This is a genomic window from Variovorax paradoxus (genome assembly GCF_030815975.1).
In the GTDB taxonomy this organism is placed as follows: Bacteria; Pseudomonadota; Gammaproteobacteria; order Burkholderiales; family Burkholderiaceae_C; genus Variovorax; species Variovorax paradoxus_N.
Window position 1 is genome coordinate 4,873,575 of record NZ_JAUSXL010000002.1, and the last position, 17,460, is coordinate 4,891,034.

Below are 17,460 nucleotides of genomic sequence, written 5' to 3' on the forward strand. Positions count from 1 at the left end.
GCCGGCGCGTTCAGCGCGCACCCTCTCCCAGCCGCCGCTCCAGCCACACGCTGTAGCGCGAAAGCCCGAAGCACAGCACCCAGTACACCGCGGCGATGAACAGGTAGCCCTCGAGGTAGAACGGCCGCCAGGTCGGGTCGCCGCCGAGCGCCAGGCCCAGCGCGCCGGTCAGCTCGAACAGGCCGACCACCGTGACCAGCGAGGTGTCTTTCAGCGTGCCGACCACGCTGTTGGTCAGCGCCGGCACCACGAGGCGCAGGGCCTGCGGCAGCACGATGTCCCGCTGCACCGGCCAGCGGCCGAAGCCCAGCGCCATTGCCACTTCGGTCTGGCCGCGCGGCACGGCCTGCAGTCCGCCGCGGATGATCTCGGCCAGGTAAGCCGCGACGAACAGCGCAAGGCCCGCCAGCACGCGCACCAGCACATCGGGTTGCCAGCCCGCCGGCCACAGCAGCGGCAGCAGGAACGAGGCCATGAACAGCACCGAGATCAGGGGCACGCCGCGCACCAGCTCGATGTAGCTCGCACTGAGCGTGCGCACCACCGGCCAGCCCGAGCGGCGCCCCAGGGCAAGCAGCAGCGCCATCGGAAAGGCCAGCGCCAGGCCCACCACCGCCAGGCCGATGGTGAGCGGCAGTCCGCCCCAGCGGCTGGTCGGCACGAAGGCCAAGCCCGCCACGCCGCCGCGCATCAGCAGCACGAACAACAGCAGCGCCGCAGCCCACAGCGGCGCGAGCCACCAGCGCCAGCTGCGCGGCCAGGCGCTCAGCACGGTCACGGCCGACAGCACAACCACCGCAACGGCCGGCCGCCATTGCTCCTCGTAGGGGAAGCGGCCGAACAGCATCGGCCGCCATTTCTCGGCCACCACGCCCCAGCAGGCGCCATGCTGCACCGCGCGGCAGGCCTCTGCGTCGGGCCGGAACACCGCATGCACCACGCCCCATTCGACCGCGTGAAAGCCACCCCACGCCAGCAGCGCGAGCAGCAGCACGGTGGCCAGCGCCCGCAGCGGCGACCCCCAGAGTTCGCTGCGCCAGGCGATCGGACCCTGGGCGACGTTTCTCATCGCCAGCCCCTGAGCGCGACGCGCGCGTTGTAGCGGTTCATGCCGAAGGAGATCAGCAGCGACAGCAACAGGTAGACCGCCATGATGATGGCGATGCACTCGAAGGCCCGGCCGTTCGAGCCGATGGTGGTGTTGGCCACCGACACCAATTCCGGATAGCCCACGGCCACCGCAAGCGATGAATTCTTGACGAGGCTCAGCAGCTGGTTGGTGAGCGAAGGCACGATCACCCGCAGCGCCTGCGGCAGGATCACGATGCGCAGCTGCTGCACCGGCGAAAAGCCCATCGCCTGCCCCGCGAGCACCTGCCCCTGCGAGACCGACAGGATGCCGGCGCGCACGATCTCGGCCACGAACGCTGCCGAATAGAAGGACAGGCCGGCAACGATGGTCACGTACTCCGGGCTCAGCGCCGCGCCGCCGCTCACGCCGAAGTCGCCCTTCTCGGGCCATTCGAAGTGCGCAGGCCACCAGCCGCCCTCGCCCGACGCCGGCCAGGGCACGCTCAAGCCGCCCTTGCTGAGCCACACACCCGGCAGCAGCCGCACGGGCTCGGTCGGATCGGGCAGCAGGTTGGCGATGGCAAAGGCCAGCATCAGCAGCTGCACGAGCAGCGGCACGTTGCGCAGCAATTCGACATACGCGGTGCAGATGCCGCGCAGCAGCACGTGCGGCGCGAGCCGGCCGATGCCGATCAAGGTGCCGAGCACGACCGAAAAAATCGCCGCGGGCACCGAAGCGCGCACCGTGTTGACCAGGCCCGCCAGGAAGGCGCGCCAGAACGGCTGGCTGGCATCGAAATCGAGCCAGCCTTCGCTGATGGAAAAGCCCGCGGGCTCGGTGAGAAAGTCGAAGCCCGACCGAACGCCGCGCGAGCGCAAGACCTCGAGCGCATGGTTCACGACCCAGGCGGCGCCGGCCACCACGGCCAGCACCAGCAGCGCCTGCACAACCCAGGCCAGCCAGGCGCCGCGGCGCGAGGCCCCGCTGCTCATCGAACGGGTGGTGCGTAGATCAGGCCGCCCTTGTTCCAGAGGTTGTTCGAGCCGCGCGGCAGCTTCAGGACCGACTTGGGGCCCACGTTGCGCTCGAACATCTCGCCGTAGTTGCCCACGGCCTTGATGGCGCGGAACGACCAGTCCTTGTCCAGGCCCAGCAGCTTGCCCAGGTCTTCACCGGTGCCGACCAGGCGCTGCTGCGCCGGGTCCTTGCTGTTGGCCTTGAGCTCGTCGGCATTGGCCTGCGTGACGCCGAACTCCTCGGCCTCGATGAGCGCGTTGGGCACCCACTTGGCAATGGCGAACCATTCGTCGTCGCCACGGCGCACCAGCGGCGCGAGCGGTTCCTTGGAAATGAGTTCGGGCAGGATGACGTAGTCGTCGGGGTTCGGCGCTTCCTTGTTGCGCAGGCCCGCCAGCGCCGACGCGTCGGTGGTGAAGGCCTGGCAGCGGCCCGAGAAGAAGGCCTTGAACGAGGCCTCGAAGCTTTCGAACACCACGGTCTTGACCGGGATGTTCTGCGCGCGGAAGTAGTCCGACACGTTCTTCTCGTTGGTGGTGCCCGACTGCGTGCAGATGGTGGCGTTCTTGAGCTGCTTGGCGCTCGTCACCTTGAGCTTCTTGGGCACCAGGAAGCCCTGGCCGTCGTAGTAGGTGATGGTGGTGAAGCTGAAGCCCAGCGACGCGTCGCGCGTGAGCGTCCAGGTGGTGTTGCGCGCGAGGATGTCGATCTCGCCGGCCTGCAGGGCCGAGAAGCGCTGCTGCGAATTGAGCGGCACGAAGTCGACCTTCTTCGGATCGCCCAGCACGGCCGCGGCAATGGCGCGGCAGGTGTCGACGTCCAGGCCCGACCAGTTGCCCTGCGTATCCGGCGCGGAAAAGCCGGCCACGCCATTGGTCACGCCGCACTTCACGGTGCCGCGCTGCTTGACCGCGTCGAGCGTCTTGCCCGCCAAGGCGGGAGCGGCGGTGGCGAATGCGGCAACGGCTGCGGCCACGGCCAGCGCGGGACGGAATCGATTCTTCATTGGTGTGTTCTCCTCAACAAAAAGCAAAAGGCAGTGTACGAGGCTGCGTGCCACCCTGCCAAGGAACGAACAGTTGAATGCATATGCCGCATCCGCGCCCGGCCGCGGGTTTTTCTTGCCCGCTGCATTCACTAACATACGGCCCTCCAACAACTTCACCAGGAAATCTGCACATGACCAAATCCGATGACACCGGCAAGCTCGTTCTGCGCGTTGCACTCGGCATCCTCATCCTGCTGCACGGCATCGCGAAGGTCGGCAAAGGCGTCGACGGGATCGGCGGCATGCTCGCATCCCATGGCTTGCCTGCGGCATTGGCCTACCTGGCCTATGTCGGCGAGATCATCGCGCCCGTGTTGCTCATCGTGGGGCTGTTCACCCGGCCGGCGGCGCTGATCGTCGCGATCAACATGGTGGTGGCGATCTGGCTGGCGCATCAGAAGGACCTGGGCGCGCTCAATGGCCAGGGCGGCTGGGCACTGGAACTGCAGGGCATGTTCCTGTTCTCCGCGCTTGCCATCAGCCTGTTCGGCGGCGGCCGCTTCGGCTTGGGCGGCAAGTACAACTGAACCTCTTACGGCCGGCCGGGAGCCGGCTTTTTTTCAATCGTCATCGTTGGCGTCGAGACCTGGAAACAGGACCTCGGTGTAGCCGAAGCGCGAGAAGTCGCGCACCCGCATCGGATAGAGCTTGCCCAGCAAGTGGTCGACTTCATGCTGCACCACGCGCGCATGAAAGCCGCTTGCGATGCGGTCGATCGGATCGCCGTAGGGATCGAAGCCGGTGTAGCGGATGTTCGCGAAGCGCGGCACCACGCCGCGCAGCCCCGGCACCGAGAGGCAGCCTTCCCAGCCCTCTTCTTCTTCGTCGCCGATCGGCGTGATGACCGGATTCAGCAGCACGGTGCGGGGCACGGGCGGCGCGTCGGGGTAGCGGGGATTGACGACATCGGTGCCGAAGATCACGAGCTGCTGGTCGACGCCGATCTGCGGCGCGGCCAGGCCGGCGCCATTGACTGCCAGCATGGTCTCGAACATGTCGCGCACCAGCAGGTGCAGTTCGTCGGTGTCGAAGGCAGCCACCGGCTGCGCAATGCGCAACAGCCGGGGGTCGCCCATCTTGAGGATTTCGCGGATGGCCATGGCGGGGATTATCGCGAGCGGCCCCGCCGCGCGGTCATGGAGGGGTTTGCCCCTTGGAATCCGGTGAGGTCCACAGCCGCTCCGAGCCGCGCGGCGGCTGCGACCGGTACTGCGGCAGCGGCGATACGCCGGCATTGGCCGGCGGCCGTCCGCCGCCGCCGCCGCCCCAGCCGGGACGTGAAGGCACCGGCACGGGCACAGGCACCGGTCGCACCGCGGGGTAGCCCGGCCGTCCGTAATAGGGCCTGTTGTTGTAGTAGGGGCGGTCGTAATAGCGGCGCCCGCCGTCGTAGTAGCCGCCGCCCTGGATATAGACCGGCGCCGGGTTCACCACCACCGGATCCGAGTAGTACGGCTGCGAATAGCCCCCACTGTAGTAAGGGTCGCCCGGGACGGCCACGCAGCCGCCGAGCAGCGCTAAGCCGCCAATGGCGACACTGATACCGAGAACACGAATTTTCTGCATGAGGGACTCCTTGTCAGCCTTCTATCTTCAACGTGTCAGCTTGTAGGCCCTGTTGACTGCGCTGGTGTGAAGCCACGTAACCGGCGGTAAGAACACCGCCGGGGGCCTTCACCCCTTCAATCCGGCACGCCGTTGGCGAGTATCTCCAGCATACCCGCCTCGTCGATCACGTTCACCCCGATCTCGCGCGCCTTGTCGAGCTTGCTGCCGGCTTCCTCGCCGGCCACCAGGTAGCTGGTCTTCTTGCTGACGGAGCCCGCCACCTTGGCACCGGCTGCTTCCAGTTTGTCCTTCGCCTCGTCACGGCTCAGCGTAGGAAGGGTGCCGGTGATCACGAAGGTCAGTCCCGCCAACGGCTTGGGCGCGCGGGCGGCGGGCTCGCCCTCTTCCCACGTGAGCCCGCATGCGCGCAGCTGCTCGACCACTTCGCGGTTGTGCGGCTGGTCGAAGAAGGTGCGCAGGCTTTGCGCGACGACCGGGCCGACGTCGTTGACCTCGAGCAAGTGCTCCTCGCTCGCATCCATGATCGCGTCGAGCTTGCCGAAATGCTTGGCCAGGTCCTTGGCCGTGCTCTCGCCCACATGCCGGATGCCGAGCCCGAACAGGAAGCGCGGCAGCGTGGTCTTCTTCGAGGCCTCGAGCGCATCGACGAGGTTCTTGGCCGACTTGTCGGCCATGCGGTCCAGGCCCGCCAGGGTGGTGAACTCGAGCCTGTAGAGGTCGGGCAAGGTGCGGATCAGGTTGGCATCGACCAGTTGCTCGACCAGCTTGTCGCCGAGCCCGTCGATGTCGACCGCGCGCCGCGCCGCAAAGTGCAGGATGGCCTCCTTGCGCTGGGCCGCGCAGAACAGGCCGCCGGTGCAGCGGTAGTCGACTTCGCCTTCTTCGCGCAGCGCCTCCGATCCGCACACCGGGCACTGGTGCGGCATGGTGAACAGCGGCCCGCGCTCGCTGTCGGGCCGGGCCAGGCTTTCGGGCACCACGCCGACCACTTCGGGAATCACGTCGCCGGCACGCCGCACGATCACCTTGTCGCCCACGCGCACGTCCTTGCGGCGTGCCTCGTCCTCGTTGTGCAGCGTGGCGTTGGTCACGGTCACGCCGCCGACGAACACGGGCGCGAGCTTGGCCACCGGCGTGAGCTTGCCGGTGCGTCCCACCTGCACCTCGATGCCGAGCACTTCGGTGATCTGCTCCTGCGCCGGGTACTTGTGCGCCACGGCCCAGCGCGGCTCGCGCGAGACGAAGCCCAGCCGCCGCTGCAGCTCGATGCTGTCGACCTTGTAGACCACGCCGTCGATGTCGTAGGGCAAGGCAACGCGCTGGCGCCCGATATTCTCGTGGAAGGCGATCAGTTCGATGGCGCCGGTCGCACGGGCAGTCTGCCTGGCCACCGGGAATCCCCAGGCATCGAACTGCTGCAGCCATTCGAACTGGGTCGGGAAGTCCGGCCCGCCTTCGCTGGCCGGCGTGACCTCGCCGAGGCCGTAGGCAAAAAAGCTCAGCGGCCGTGCCGCCGCAATGGCCGGATCGAGCTGGCGCACCGCGCCGGCCGCGGCGTTGCGCGGGTTCACGAAGACCTTTTCGTTCTTCTGCCCGGCCGCGATCTTTTCGCGCTGGCGTTCGTTGAGCGCCTCGAAGTCGGCGCGCTTCATGTAGATCTCGCCGCGCACCTCGACCACGGGCGGTGCCTTGCCGTTGAGCCGCAGCGGAATCTCGCGCACCGTGCGGATGTTCTGCGTGACTTCTTCGCCGACTTCGCCGTCGCCGCGCGTCGCGGCCTGCACCAGCACGCCGTTCTCGTAGCGCAGGTTCATGGCCAGGCCGTCGAACTTGAGTTCGCAGACGTACTCGACCTGCGGCCCGTCTTCGGCCAGGCCCAGTTCCTTGCGCACGCGGGCATCGAAGGCGCTGGCGCCGCCGGGCGTGATGTCGGTCTCGGTGCGAATCGACAGCATCGGCACCTTGTGGCGCACCTTCACAAAGCCTTCGAGCACCTTGCCGCCGACGCGCTGCGTGGGCGAATCGGGGGTGCGCAGTTCGGGGTATTCGGCTTCCAGCGCTTGCAGCCGCTGGAACAATCTGTCGTACTCGGCGTCGGGCAGTTCGGGCGCGTCGAGCACGTAGTAGAGATGGGCGTGCTTGTGAAGCTGTTCGCTCAGTGCGGCGGCTTCGCGTGCCGCTTCGTCGCGCTTGGTCATGGGTGTCTCCCGAACGATCGGATCAGCTGAAAAGACGGCGCGCCAGCGGCGAGCCGGCGGCCAGGTCGCGCGATTCGAGCGTGTCGTAGAGCTGCTCGAGGTCGGCGCCGATCACGTCCATGGTGTCTTCGCGCAGCAGCTGTCCGTCGCTGTCGGTGACCACGCCGTCCATCTCGCGCGCCAGCGTGGCGGCGGCTTCGCGCATGCGGCGGAACGGCTGTTCGGCGCGGTCGACCTGCGGCACGTCCAGGCTCAGGCTGAGCTCGCGGATGGCCGATTGCGCCGGATCGTCGGCCAGCGCGGCCTGGGTGTCGAACGAAAGTCCGAGGATCGGAGGCAGCCCCGCCTCGCTGGTCGGCAGCACCATGCGCCCCGGGATGATGCCGGCCACGAAACCCAGCCGCGCCGCATTCTGCTGCACGTAGCCAGGACTCCACGCCGCATGCAGCGCGCGCAGCACGAAACCCAGCTGGGCGTCATGCGCGCTGGCGAACTGGTCGAGTTCGCGGGCGCGCGCCACTTCGTCGAGCATCTCGGGAAATTCGAGAGCGCCGTTGACGGCATCGGCAAAGGCCTGGGCCTTGACGACGAATTCTGAATACTCGATTTCGTTCAGCGCCCCGGTGCGATTGGCCAGCTGCACGCCCACCTGGAACGCGCTGTAGCGCTGGCCCGGCACGGGCGGCTCCCACTGGCCGGTGTGCTCGTTCAAGCCTTCGATGGCCACGGGCTTGCTGCCCGCGCGGCGCGTGGACGGCATGGCCGCGATGGCGGCATCGCCCGATGCGAGCCCGTCCAGCGACACCGGTGCGATCACGTCGATGAGCGGATCGAGCCCGCCGCGCCGCTCGGCCGTTGGCACCGCGCTGCCCGCGGGCGCGGGCAGGTCGGGATCGAACAGGGGCTCGTGGCGTTCATGGCCCGGCATCTGGTGCGGATCGACATGCAGCATCGGCTCCACGCCGTCGGACGAGGAAGATGGCCGATCCGCTTCGGACAAGTCATTGCCCGCAACGTCGGGCTGCCGCGGTGCATTGCGGCGCGAGGTCACGGTGTTGAAGGCAACGACGGCCGCGAGAACGAGGCCGCCGAGGATGGCCAGGGCGAGAGTGAGATTGCTCATGCGCTGCCCGGCTCAAGCAGCTTCGACCATGGATGCGGCCGCTTCCATGTCGACCGCGACGATGCGCGAGACGCCCTGCTCCTGCATGGTGACGCCGATCAGCTGCTCGGCCATTTCCATGGCGATCTTGTTGTGGCTGATGAAGAGGAACTGGGTTTCGCGGCTCATGGCGGTCACGAGTTTGGCATAGCGTTCGGTGTTGGCGTCGTCCAGCGGCGCGTCCACTTCGTCGAGCAGGCAGAAAGGCGCCGGGTTGAGCTGGAAGATCGCGAACACCAGCGCGATGGCCGTGAGCGCCTTCTCGCCGCCCGAGAGCAGGTGGATGGTCTGGTTCTTCTTGCCCGGCGGCTGCGCCAGCACCTGCACGCCGGCATCGAGGATTTCGTCGCCCGTCATCACCAGGCGCGCGTTGCCGCCGCCGAACAGCTCGGGGAACATGCGGCTGAAGTGCTCGTTGACGATCTTGAAGGTGCCGCCCAGCAGGTCGCGCGTTTCGGCGTCGATCTTGCGGATGGCATCTTCGAGCGTGCCGATGGCTTCGTTCAGGTCGGCGGACTGCGCATCGAGGAAGGTCTTGCGCTCGCTGGCCACGGCGAGCTCGTCGAGCGCGGCCAGGTTGACCGCCCCCAGCGCCACCACTTCGCGGTTCAGGCGGTCGATTTCGCCTTGCAGGCCGGCGAGGCGGACCTTGTCGGTTTCGATCGACTGGGCAATGGCTTCGAGGTCGGCGCCGGCGTCGTCGAGCAGTTGCTGGTATTGCTCCACGCCCAGCCGCGCGGCCTGTTCCTTGAGCTGGAATTCGGTGATGCGCTGGCGCAGCGGATCGAGTTCGCGCTCGAGCTGCAGCCGGCGTTCGTCGCTGGCACGCAGCTTCATCGTGAGATCGTCGTACTGGCTGCGCGCCGCACCCAGCGCGGCTTCGCGCTCGAGCTTGAGCGCCAGCGCGTCCTGCAGGCCGGCCTGGGCCGCTGCATCGGACAGGCGGCCGAGTTCGGCGCGGGCGCGCTCGTCTTCATCGGTGAGCGACAGCACCTGCTGCGATGCGGTTTCGATCGCGCGGTTCAGCTCGCCGCGGCGGGCTTCGAGCGTGCGCTGCGAGAAGGTGGCCTCCTGCGCCTGCCGCTCGAGGCTGCGATGCTGCTCGCGGCTCGCGGCCAGCGCGCGGCCGGCGTCGATCACGCGTTCGTCGAGCTGCGCATGGCGCTCCTGGCTGTCGGCCAGCTGCATGTCGAGCTCTTCGAAGCGGCCTTCGGCGGCCATGCGCTTTTCCTGCAGCTCCTCCAGCTGTGCGTCGACCTCGGCAAGGTCGGTGGCCAGCTGTTCGCTGCGCGCGCGCGTCTGCTCGGCGAGCTGCGTCATGCGCAGCGTCTCGACCTGCAGTTCATGCGCACGCGACTGCGTTTCCGCGGCTTCGCGGCGCGCCGTGACGAGGCGCTGCGCGGCATCGGCATAGGCGGCCTCGGCGCGGACCAGCGCCGTGCGCGCTTCTTCGCTGATGAGCGCCTGGGCGCGCAGCTGGCGCTCCAGGTTTTCCATTTCCTGCTGGCGCGCCAAGAGGCCGGCCTGTTCGGAATCGGGCGCGTAGAAGTTCACGCTGTGCGAGAACACGGCGTGGCCGTTCTGCACGTAGATGACTTCGCCCGGCTGCAGCGTGCCGCGCTGCGCGAGCGCCTCTTCGAAACTCTGCGCGGTGTAGCAGCCGTGCAGCCAATCGGTCAGCAAGGCCTGCAGGCCCGCATCGTTCAGGCGCAGCAGGCTCGACAGGCGCGGCAGTGCGCCGCCGTCCTGCGGTGCCCCGGCCGCGGGCGGGCTGTAGAACGCGAGCTTGGCAGGCGGCGCATCGTTGCCGAAGGCACGCACCATGTCGAGCCGGCTGACCTCGAGCGCGCCCAGGCGCTCGCGCAGCGCCGCTTCGAGCGCGCTTTCCCAGCCCTGCTCGATGTGGATGCGGCTCCACAACCCCTGCATGCCTTCGAGCCCGTGCTTGGCAAGCCAGGGCGCCAGCTTGCCGTCCGTCTTGACCTTTTCCTGCAGCGCGCGCAGCGCCTCGAGCCGCGCCGAGAGTTCGGCATGGCGCGCGCCTTCGGTGTTGACGGCCTGCTGCTTGGCGCGGCGTTCGTCGTCGAGTTGCGGCACCGATTCCTGCAGCTCGTGCAGCCGGGCGTCGGCCTCGCTCGCGGCCTCCTGCGCGGCCGCGTGCTCTTCCTGCAGGGATTGCAGGCGCGCTTCGTCGGGCGCGGCCAGCGCGTTCTGGTCGGCGCGCAGGCGTTCGCTGCGCTGCGTGAGCTGGCGGCTCTGTTCTTCGATGTTGCGCTGGTCGGCGGCCAGCACCTGGATCTGCTGCTGCACCTGCGAGACGGCCGTGCGCTGCGTGTTGGCCTCGTCCTGGGCGCGCTGCACGGCTTCCTCGAGCTCGGGCATGCGCGCGTCGTGTTCTTCGAGCTGCGCGGCCAGCAGGATGGCCTGCTCCTCGGCGTCCACACCAGCGCCGGCCAGCGTTTCGATCTCTGCCTCGGCCTCTTCGCGGCGGCGGCCCCACTGGCCCATCTGCTCACGCAGTTGAACGAGCCGCTGCTCCACGCGCTGGCGGCCTTCGACCACGAAGCGGATTTCGCCTTCGAGGCGGCCCACTTCGGCGCTGGCTTCGTAGAGCTTGCCCTGGGCCTGGTTGACCTGGTCGCCGGCCGCGTAGTGGGCCTGGCGCACGGTTTCGAGTTCGGACTCGATGCGGCGCAGGTCGGCGGTACGCGATTCGAGGTCGTTGATGGCCTTTTCCGAATCGGCCTTGATCCTGGCCTGGTCGGCATCGCTTTCACTGCGCTTGAGGAACCACAGCTGGTGCTGCTTCTTCGTGGCCTCGCCCTGCAGCGTGTTGTAGCGCGCGGCCACCTCGGCCTGCTTTTCCAGCTTTTCGAGGTTGGCGTTGAGCTCGCGCAGGATGTCTTCCACGCGCGTGAGGTTCTCGCGCGTGTCGCCCAGGCGGCTCTCGGTTTCACGCCGGCGCTCCTTGTACTTGGAGACGCCCGCTGCCTCTTCGAGGAACAGGCGCAGTTCCTCGGGCTTGGATTCGATGATACGGCTGATCGTGCCCTGGCCGATGATGGCGTAGGCGCGCGGGCCCAGGCCCGTGCCCAGGAACACGTCCTGCACGTCGCGGCGGCGCACCGGCTGGTTGTTGATGTAGTAGCTGCTGGTGCCATCGCGCGTGAGCACGCGCCGCACCGCAATTTCGCCGAACTGGTTCCACTGGCCGCCTGCGCGGTGGTCGGCGTTGTCGAATACCAGTTCCACGCTCGAACGGCTGGCCTGCTTGCGCGTGGTCGTGCCGTTGAAGATCACGTCCTGCATCGACTCGCCGCGCAGCTCCGACGCGCGCGACTCGCCCAGCACCCAGCGCACCGCATCCATGATGTTCGACTTGCCGCAACCGTTGGGCCCGACGACGCCGACCAGTTGGCCCGGCAGCAGGAAGTTGGTGGGTTCGGCGAACGACTTGAAGCCCGAAAGCTTGATGGAATTGAGACGCACGACTTGTCGGCCTGCCTTGGCACGATGCCAAGGTGTTGATTTGTAAGGAAAATTGCACGGACCTGCCGTTCGAGACAGGCCGCCGCCCCAGCCGTGGATGATAACGTCAGGGCATGAGCGATTCCCTGGTTTCATCACCCCTTGCCGCGCGCCGCGCTTGCCTGCTGTCGGGCGCGGCCGCCCTGCTGGGCCTTGGCGGCTGCGCGGCCGTGCGTTCCACCGAGCGCGCCGCACCTTATGGCAACCAGGAATGGCTGCAGTCCGGCGCCAACCGCATCGCCAACCTTTCGCTGCGCGACAACCTGCAATCGATCCGGCGCGTGCAGACCACGCTCTACCGGCGCAATCCGCGCGAATGGCGCAAGTCGGCCGCCAGCATCGAGGCGGCCGCCCAGCGCGCCTGGGATGCGGTGCTGACCGGCCCCGCGCTGCCCGAACTGCGCGGCGCCACCGGCATCGATGCCATCCGCCTCGCCTTCGACACCGGGCCGCAGGGCTACGAGGGAGACCGCGTGGCGGCGCTGGTGGTCGGCTGGGCCACGATGCTCAAGCAGGCCAATGGCGACACCTGGGACCAGACCATGCTCGACGGCGTCAACGCCGAGAACAGCTACCGGGCCGCGCGCAACTTCGAAATATCGCTCTGGCTGATTGCCTCCAAGACCGGCCCCGACGGCCAGCCGCTGCTGCTGGCCACCGAGATCAGCGAGCGCGGGCGCAACCTGGTGGCCGACCGCGAACTCTCCAAGGTGGTGGCGCGGCTCGACCTGCTGGCCGCCCAGGCCGACGAGAAATACCGGCGCGCGGCACTCGATTTCGGCCAGAACTGGGTCATGGGCGTGGTGATGCCTTTCTTCACCTTGGTGCCCAAGTAGAAGGCGCCCAGGGCGCCCAGGATTTAGGAAACATATTTCCCAAATGGCTATTTGCGGTAATATGTTTCCGTGACCAAGCAGGAACTCATTGCCGCCCTGACGGCCCGGCGCGACGCCGGGGGCCTCACCAATGCGCAGATCGCGCTGCGCTCCGGCCTGACGGAGCGCTCGGTGCGCAATGCGCTCAGTTTGAAGGGGAATCCGCAGATGTCCTCGCTGCTGGCGCTGGTGGATGCCCTGGGCCTCGAACTGCAGCTCGCGCCCAAGGGCTTCGGCGAACGCGCGGACACCGATCCCGGCTATCGCCCGGTGCCCACGCGCATCGGCAACGCCGTCGGCCATGCGGCGGCGCCAACGGCTTCAGAGCCCCGCTCCAGGAAGCGTTCGCCATGAACGTCAAGATCCTCGAGATCTCGCTCGGCACACGCCGCTTCGGCAAGCTCTTCCAGTACGCGGACCTGTGCCGCTTCGTGGCGGAGCCGGAACTGGTGGCCGCGCCGCCGCCCGAGGTGCTTTCGCTTTCGATGGTGGCCAGCGATCCCTCGGCGCAGGCGGCGCTGTGGAGCGACGTCAAGAACCCGCTCTTCAACGCGCAAGGCGGGCAGCTGCCGCGCTTCTTCCAGAACCTGCTGCCCGAAGGCGTGCTGCGCAGCCATATCGCGCAACTGCGCGGCTGCCGCGAGAACGACCATTTCGAGCTGCTCGCGGCCTGCGGCGGCGACCTGCCCGGCGCGGTGAGCGCCCGGCCGGTTGCGGTCGACCGCGGCACCTTGCAGCGGCTCATCACCCAGGACCAGGATGCACTCGAGATGTCGGTGGTCGAGCTGCCCATGCCGCAAGGCATCTCGGTGTCGGGCGTGCAGCCCAAGCTCGGCCTGCGCCGGCAGGGCGGGCGCTACGTGGCCCGCACCCGTGCCGGCGCGAGCACGCGCGTGATCGCCAAGCTGCCCGTGGCCGGGCGCCCCCACATGCCGCAGCTGGAAATGCTGTCGCTTCAGCTGGCGGGCGCGGCCGGCGTCGAGGTCTGCCATGCCGAACTCGCGCCGCTCTCGGCCATTGCGGCCGAGCACAGCTATGCGCTGCCCGACGAGCCCGACTTTCTGGCCGTGACGCGCTTCGACCGCGAAGGCGCGCGCCGCATCCATTTCGAGGATTTCGCGCAGGTGCTCGCGGTCGACCCGATGCACAAGTACAGCGCCAGCTACCTCGACATGGCGCTGGCCATGCGAGCCTTTCCGTCGCTCGGCGAAGAAGCGGTGCTCGAACTCGTGCGGCGCCTCGCGGTGAACGACCTGCTCGGCAACCCCGACGCGCATCTGAAGAACTTCGGCGTGCTGTACCCCGACGGCATCGCGCCGCGGCTGGCCCCCGCCTACGACATCGTGGCCTATGCGGCGCTCCAGGGCGTCGACGGCCATGCCCTGCCCCTGTTGCCTGCGGCGCCCGGCGAGGCCGCGCCCAGACGCACCGCCCTGTTCACGCCCGCCAGCGTGCGCGCCTTCTGCTTCTCGGCCGGGCTGCACGAGCCGCTGGTGCGGCGCGCCATCGCGGACACGGCGCGGCTCGCGCGCAGCCACTGGCCCGCGATGATCGATGCATCGGCGCTGCCTGCCGCGTGGAAAAAACGGCTGCAGCAGCGCTTGCAGGCACATCCCTTGCTGCAAGGCATGGCGAGGCGCGGCAAGTAGGAGAAAAGAAAAAACGCGGCCCCTAGAATGATCCGGCCCTTCACTCCTCCACCCATTCGAGGCAGCAGCAATTCATGAGCTCCATCAATTTCATCGGCGGCGAAAAAGGCGGTGTCGGCAAGTCGGTCACGGCGCGCGTGCTGGCGCAGTACTTCATCGACCACAGCAAGCCCTTCACGGGATTCGACACCGACCGCTCGCACAGCTCGTTCACGCGCTTCTACGAAGGCTTTGCCTCGCCGATCGTGGTCGACAGCTTCGAGGGCCTGGACACCGTGGTGAACGGCTTCGAGACCAACCCGAAGCAGAGCGTCATCGTCGACCTTGCGGCCCAGACGCTGGCGCCGCTGTCGCGCTGGATCAAGGAGTCGGACCTGTTCGACGTGTTCGACGAGCTGGGCGTGGCGGTCAACTTCTGGCATGTGCTGGATGACGGCAAGGACTCCACCGACCTGCTCGGCGCGCTGATCGACACCTTCGGCAACCGGCCCAACTACTTCGTGGTGCAGAACTACGGCCGCGGCAGCGACTTCGGCATGCTGCTGGCGTCGCAGTCGCTCTCCAAGGCCACCGCGAACGGCGCCCGCGTGATCACCCTGCCGCGCCTGCACGAGGCGAGCATGCGCAAGATCGATGCGCAGAACACCAGTTTCTGGAAGGCCGTGAACGACCGCGAGGGGGCCCACGCGCTCGGCCTGCTGGAGCGCCAGCGCGTGAAGTCCTGGCTGGCGACCGCCTATGCGGCCTTCGATACCCTGCCGTTGTAGCGCGCCGCGGGCCGGCGAAGCAGCAGCACGAGCAGCAGAACCGCCAGCACCACGAAGGCAATGAACGACCAGTTGGCCAGCGTCAGGCCGAGCAGCGACCAGTCGACCTTCGAGCAATCACCGCCGCCGCGAAAGATCATCGGCAACGCCCGCTTGAGCGGAAAGGTCTCGATCATTCCGTAGAGGTCGCGCCCGCAGGTCACGACCTCGGGCGGATTCCACTGGAGCCAGCTTTGCGAGGCCGCCGTGTAGGCGCCGCCAATGGCCGACACCAGCGCCAGAACACCGCCCGTTGCCTGCAGGCCACGGCTCCTGAACACGCCGGCCAGGCCGGTGAACAGCGCCACCAGCACCAGCGCATAGCGCTGCACGATGCACATGGGGCAAGGCTCGAGGCCGACCACGTGCTGCAGGTAGAGCCCGAAGGCCAGCATCAGGACGCAGGCCAGGCAGATCAGCCCATACGCGCGGCGCGGCGCGCCGAAGTACCAATCGATCAAGGGGAAACCCAATCTTCTTCTACGAACACCCGGGCCTTGCGCGGGGTGGCGACGACGGTGTCGCCCTCCTGCAGGCCCAGTTCACGGAACTGTTGCGCAGGGAGTTGCGCCTCGATGATGGTTCCGGAGCCCGGATTATCTGGATTCGTTTCGGTGGGCTCAAGTTCCAGCCGTGCGATCGGGCCGACCACGATGGCGCGCGACAAGGTGGCCACGATGCCGGTGGCGCCGGCGGTGTAGCGCTCCACGGTAAGGTCGTGCGGGCGCACGTAGGCCATCGCCTTGGCGTCGCGCGCGCCGCTGTGTTCGGGCGAATCCAGGCGCATGCCGTCCAGCTGCACCGCGCCGTTGTCGGCCCGGCCATGGAACAGGTTGACGTCGCCCAGGAAGCCGTAGACGAACGGGCTCGCGGGCTGGTCCCACACCTCCTGCGGGGAGCCGACCTGTTCGATGCGGCCCTTGTTGATGACCACCACGCGGTCGGCCACCTCGAGCGCCTCTTCCTGGTCGTGCGTGACGAAGATGGAGGTGACGTGCAGTTCGTCATGCAGCCGGCGCAGCCAGCGGCGCAACTCCTTGCGCACCTTCGCGTCGAGCGCGCCGAAGGGCTCGTCGAGCAGCAGCACCTTGGGCTCCACCGCCAGCGCACGCGCCAACGCGATGCGCTGCCGCTGGCCGCCCGAGAGCTGCGAAGGATAGCGGTCGGCCAGCCAGTCGAGCTGCACCAGCTTGAGCAGATCGGTCACCTTCTGCCTGATCTGCGCGTCGCTCGGGCGCTCCTTGCGCGGCTTCACGCGCAGGCCGAAGGCGACGTTCTCGAACACCGTCATGTGGCGGAACAGCGCGTAGTGCTGGAACACGAAGCCGACCTGCCGTTCGCGCACGTGCACGTCGGTGGTGTCTTCGCCCGAAAAGAGAATGCTGCCGGTGTCGGCCGTTTCCAGCCCCGCGATGATGCGCAGCAGCGTGGTCTTGCCGCAGCCCGAGGGGCCGAGCAGCGCGACGAGCTCGCCCGACTCCACGTCGAGGTTCACGTTGTTCAGCGCCCGGAAGTCGCCGAACTGCTTGCTGATGTTGCGGATTTCGATGCTCATGGATCTCTGCCTGTGTCTTCCTCTGATGACTCCCTCACCCCTCGGGGAGAGGGCCGGGGTGAGGGTTCTCCCCCACCCAAAAATCTTCAAGCCGCCGTGGGCCGCTCGGGCGGCAGTTCGGCAATCGCCTTCATCTCGCGTTCGTGGCGCCACTCGATAACCGACTTGATCACCAGCGTGACCAGCGCCAGGATGGCGAGCAGCGAGGCCACGGCAAAGGCCGCCACCGACTGGTATTCGTTGTAGAGCACTTCCACATGCAGCGGCATGGTGTTGGTCTGGCCGCGGATGTGGCCCGACACCACCGACACCGCGCCGAACTCGCCCATGGCGCGCGCATTGCAAAGAATCACGCCGTACAGCAGGCCCCACTTGATGTTGGGCAGGGTCACGCGCCAGAAGGTCTGCCAGCCGGTCGCGCCCAGCACGATGGCGGCCTGCTCTTCGTCGGTGCCCTGCGCCTGCATCAGCGGCACGAGTTCGCGCGCGATGAACGGGAAGGTCACGAACACGGTCGCCAGCACGATGCCGGGCACGGCAAAGATGATCTTGATGTCGTGCTCGGCCAGCCACGGGCCGAGCCAGCCCTGCGCGCCGAACACCAGCACGTAGATCAGGCCCGCCACCACCGGCGACACCGCGAACGGCAGGTCCACCAGCGTGGTCAGGAAGGCCTTGCCGCGGAACTCGAACTTGGCGATGGCCCAGGCCGCGGCCACGCCGAACACCAGGTTCAGCGGCACCGCGATGGCGGCCGTGATCAGCGTGAGGCGGATCGCGCTCCAGGCGTCGGGCTCCTTCAGCGCCTCGATATAGGCATCGAGGCCCTTGCGCAAGGCTTCCGTGGCCACGGCGGCCAGGGGCAGCACGAGGAACAGGAACATGAACGCGAGCGCAAGGCCGATCAGCGTCCAGCGCACCCAGGGCGATTCGGTGGTGCCGGCCTGCGCGCGGCGAATGATTTTGGAAGGCGCACTCATC

16 protein-coding genes are annotated in these 17,460 nt (G+C 67.9%); 5 read left to right on the forward strand and 11 right to left on the reverse strand.

Translation table 11 applies throughout. The annotated features are described in order from the left end of the window. Positions 1 to 10: 10 nt before the first annotated feature. From QFZ47_RS26660 to QFZ47_RS26670, 3 genes are read right to left on the reverse strand one after another with little or no spacing between them, the layout of a single operon-like run. Positions 11 to 1,069 (reverse strand): amino acid ABC transporter permease, encoded by a 1,059-nt coding sequence (locus QFZ47_RS26660; RefSeq protein WP_307658499.1) that lies wholly within the window; start codon positions 1,067 to 1,069, stop codon positions 11 to 13. Beyond that, the gene (locus QFZ47_RS26665) at positions 1,066 to 2,064 is read right to left on the reverse strand and encodes an ABC transporter permease subunit (protein WP_307658500.1); all 999 of its coding nucleotides are present in this window, start codon (positions 2,062 to 2,064) and stop codon (positions 1,066 to 1,068) included. Before QFZ47_RS26665 ends, QFZ47_RS26660 begins: the two co-directional genes overlap by 4 nt. Continuing rightward, positions 2,061 to 3,095, reverse strand: a complete 1,035-nt coding sequence (locus tag QFZ47_RS26670; RefSeq protein ID WP_307658501.1) for an amino acid ABC transporter substrate-binding protein — start codon at positions 3,093 to 3,095, stop codon at positions 2,061 to 2,063. Before QFZ47_RS26670 ends, QFZ47_RS26665 begins: the two co-directional genes overlap by 4 nt. A 173-nt stretch (positions 3,096 to 3,268) precedes the next feature. Between QFZ47_RS26670 and QFZ47_RS26675 the strand changes: the two genes are divergently transcribed. Next, a complete protein-coding gene (locus tag QFZ47_RS26675; protein ID WP_307658502.1) occupies positions 3,269 to 3,664 on the forward strand; it encodes a DoxX family protein in 396 nt (131 codons plus the stop codon). Positions 3,665 to 3,697: 33 nt separating this feature from the next. Here the strand turns inward: QFZ47_RS26675 and def are convergent, their stop codons facing one another. The 5 genes from def to smc all read right to left on the reverse strand — a co-directional run bounded on the left by def (position 3,698) and on the right by smc (position 11,555). Beyond that, the gene (gene def / locus QFZ47_RS26680; protein WP_307658503.1) at positions 3,698 to 4,237 is read right to left on the reverse strand and encodes a peptide deformylase; all 540 of its coding nucleotides are present in this window, start codon (positions 4,235 to 4,237) and stop codon (positions 3,698 to 3,700) included. 34 nt (positions 4,238 to 4,271) lie between these two features. Then, entirely contained in the window at positions 4,272 to 4,703 is a 432-nt protein-coding gene (locus QFZ47_RS26685; RefSeq protein WP_307658504.1) for a hypothetical protein, read from the reverse strand. A 116-nt stretch (positions 4,704 to 4,819) separates the two neighbouring features. Next, entirely contained in the window at positions 4,820 to 6,904 is a 2,085-nt protein-coding gene (gene ligA / locus QFZ47_RS26690; RefSeq protein WP_307658505.1) for an NAD-dependent DNA ligase LigA, read from the reverse strand. 22 nt (positions 6,905 to 6,926) lie between these two features. After that, positions 6,927 to 8,027 (reverse strand): cell division protein ZipA C-terminal FtsZ-binding domain-containing protein, encoded by a 1,101-nt coding sequence (locus QFZ47_RS26695; protein ID WP_307658506.1) that lies wholly within the window; start codon positions 8,025 to 8,027, stop codon positions 6,927 to 6,929. Between the two features lie 12 nt (positions 8,028 to 8,039). Beyond that, entirely contained in the window at positions 8,040 to 11,555 is a 3,516-nt protein-coding gene (smc, locus tag QFZ47_RS26700) for a chromosome segregation protein SMC (protein WP_307658507.1), read from the reverse strand. Between the two features lie 113 nt (positions 11,556 to 11,668). Between smc and QFZ47_RS26705 the strand changes: the two genes are divergently transcribed. The 4 genes from QFZ47_RS26705 (at position 11,669) to QFZ47_RS26720 (ending at position 14,885) form a co-directional block, all read left to right on the forward strand. After that, a complete protein-coding gene (locus QFZ47_RS26705) occupies positions 11,669 to 12,430 on the forward strand; it encodes a hypothetical protein (protein ID WP_307658508.1) in 762 nt (253 codons plus the stop codon). 69 nt (positions 12,431 to 12,499) lie between these two features. Then, on the forward strand, positions 12,500 to 12,823 hold the full coding sequence (locus QFZ47_RS26710; protein ID WP_307658509.1) for a helix-turn-helix domain-containing protein: 324 nt from the start codon (positions 12,500 to 12,502) through the stop codon (positions 12,821 to 12,823). Continuing rightward, entirely contained in the window at positions 12,820 to 14,118 is a 1,299-nt protein-coding gene (locus tag QFZ47_RS26715; protein ID WP_307658510.1) for a type II toxin-antitoxin system HipA family toxin, read from the forward strand. Before QFZ47_RS26710 ends, QFZ47_RS26715 begins: the two co-directional genes overlap by 4 nt. 74 nt (positions 14,119 to 14,192) lie before the next feature. Continuing rightward, positions 14,193 to 14,885 carry a P-loop NTPase family protein gene (locus QFZ47_RS26720; RefSeq protein ID WP_307658511.1) on the forward strand — a complete coding sequence of 231 codons (693 nt, stop codon included), beginning with the start codon at positions 14,193 to 14,195 and terminating at the stop codon, positions 14,883 to 14,885. On the opposite strand, the gene QFZ47_RS26725 is transcribed toward QFZ47_RS26720, so the two are convergent. From QFZ47_RS26725 to cysW, 3 genes are all read right to left on the reverse strand, one after another. After that, positions 14,855 to 15,385: a disulfide bond formation protein B gene (locus QFZ47_RS26725; RefSeq protein ID WP_307658512.1), complete on the reverse strand. Its 531-nt coding sequence runs from the start codon at positions 15,383 to 15,385 to the stop codon at positions 14,855 to 14,857. The genes QFZ47_RS26720 and QFZ47_RS26725 overlap by 31 nt on opposite strands. After that, positions 15,382 to 16,479, reverse strand: a complete 1,098-nt coding sequence (locus tag QFZ47_RS26730; protein ID WP_047783468.1) for a sulfate/molybdate ABC transporter ATP-binding protein — start codon at positions 16,477 to 16,479, stop codon at positions 15,382 to 15,384. The genes QFZ47_RS26725 and QFZ47_RS26730 overlap by 4 nt, the downstream gene beginning before the upstream one ends. 86 nt (positions 16,480 to 16,565) lie before the next feature. After that, the gene (gene cysW, locus QFZ47_RS26735) at positions 16,566 to 17,459 is read right to left on the reverse strand and encodes a sulfate ABC transporter permease subunit CysW (protein ID WP_307658513.1); all 894 of its coding nucleotides are present in this window, start codon (positions 17,457 to 17,459) and stop codon (positions 16,566 to 16,568) included. Position 17,460 lies beyond the last annotated feature (1 nt).